This is a genomic window from Methylobacterium longum (assembly GCF_022179385.1).
GTDB classification, from domain to species: Bacteria; Pseudomonadota; Alphaproteobacteria; order Rhizobiales; family Beijerinckiaceae; genus Methylobacterium; species Methylobacterium longum.
The window spans coordinates 1-1,108 of record NZ_BPQS01000139.1; the positions used below are offsets into that span (position 1 = coordinate 1).

Here is a 1,108-nt window from a genome sequence, read left to right on the forward strand (position 1 = left end):
CGAGCTGGTACGGGATCACGGCCGATCCGGTGCGCGACTACCTCGTCCACGGCTGGCGCGAGGGCCGGGACCCGCGGCCCGACTTCTCCTCGGCCGCCTACCTCGCCGAGCACCCGCACCTCGCCAGGGCCGGCCTCAACCCGTTCCTCCACGCGCTGGCGCGACACCGCCGCAGAGTCGGCCGCACGGGGAAGCCGGCCGGGGCGGGCGCGGCCTACCCGCTGGCCCCGCGCGACACCCGCCGGATCGAGCGCCTTGCCCGCCGCCTCGTGGACGGGCCGTTCTATCTCGCGGGCAACCCCGACATCGCCGCCGCCGGCGTCGACCCGGCCGACCACTACATGACGTCGGGCTGGCGCGAGGGCCGCGAGCCGGCCCCGCAGTTCGACGTGCTCGCCTACTGCCTCACGCGCGGCATCACCTACGCCACCCGGAACCCGCTGGTGCACTACGTCCTGCACGGCGGCCGCGCCCGGCCGGACCCGGACGCCGCGCTCGCCCTGCGGCTCGCGACGCTCGCCCCCTATTTCGACGCCGCCCACTACCGGCAGCGCCTGCCCGGTCCTCAGGCCGAGGCGCTGGCCGGCGCCTCGGACGCCGCGCTGCTGCGCCACTACGTGGCGGAGGGCTGGCGGGCGCTGGTCAGCCCGCGGCCGGACTTCGACCCGGCGGGCTTCGTGCAGGCACGAGCCGGCAGCCGGGCGGTGGGCGACGATCCGTTCTTCCGCGTCGTGGCCGAGGCGCGGCTGACGGGTGCCGAGCCCTTCGCCGGGCCGCACCGGCTGAACCTGCCGGCGGTGGACGCGGACTGGTACCGGGCGACCTACCCGGACGTGGGCGGGCGGGAGCCATATCTGCACTTCGCCGAGGCGGGCTGGCGGGAGCTGCGCGATCCGGGGCCGGGACGCTCGACCCTGGGGGCGCTGCTCGGCGTCTGCGGGCTGCGGCCGGCGCGGGCGCCGGTCGAGGACACGGGCTGGCTGGGCGCGATCGGGCGGGAGCCCGTGGACCGGGCGGCGCTGCTCGACCTGCAGGCGCGGCTGGCGGCGGCGCAGTTCGACCACGGCTTCTACCGGGCGCGCTACGGGCTCGCCGAGGCCGCCGACGC

The 1,108-nt window shown here is 77.7% G+C and carries 1 pseudogene; it reads left to right on the top strand.

Going from position 1 to position 1,108, the window contains the following annotated elements:
* Nucleotides 1-1,108, top strand: a pseudogene (locus tag MFF58_RS31730) (glycosyltransferase); the annotation flags it as partial.